Here is a 275-nt window from a genome sequence, read left to right on the forward strand (position 1 = left end):
TGCATAGTTGGGTCGCTGTGGCCACGTCCGGACGTGTAATCAAAAGAGATACCGGGGTCAACATTCCAAATATAGACGTTGAAATTAAGCGTCTTATCAGTTGAAATTGCTTGCGACCATACACCACGCGGCATTAATTCGTTCCCTCTAAAGATTGGTGTCACCTTATAGATCACTTTTTTATGCTGCGCGAGTGAGTCCCTGACCTTTTCTTCAAAAATTTGCATTGTTTTTTGATTGCTAAACTCTGTCTGGGTTACCAGGTTCTTTGGATT

General features: G+C 42.5%; 1 protein-coding gene. It reads right to left on the minus strand.

All coding sequences use genetic code 11. The features are described 5' to 3' along the window. Window positions 1–275 (minus strand): DNA/RNA non-specific endonuclease (locus FC90_RS08505; protein WP_162258693.1); only part of this gene is annotated, 275 nt, incomplete at both ends.

This window comes from Latilactobacillus graminis DSM 20719, from assembly GCF_001436415.1.
GTDB classification, from domain to species: Bacteria; Bacillota; Bacilli; order Lactobacillales; family Lactobacillaceae; genus Latilactobacillus; species Latilactobacillus graminis.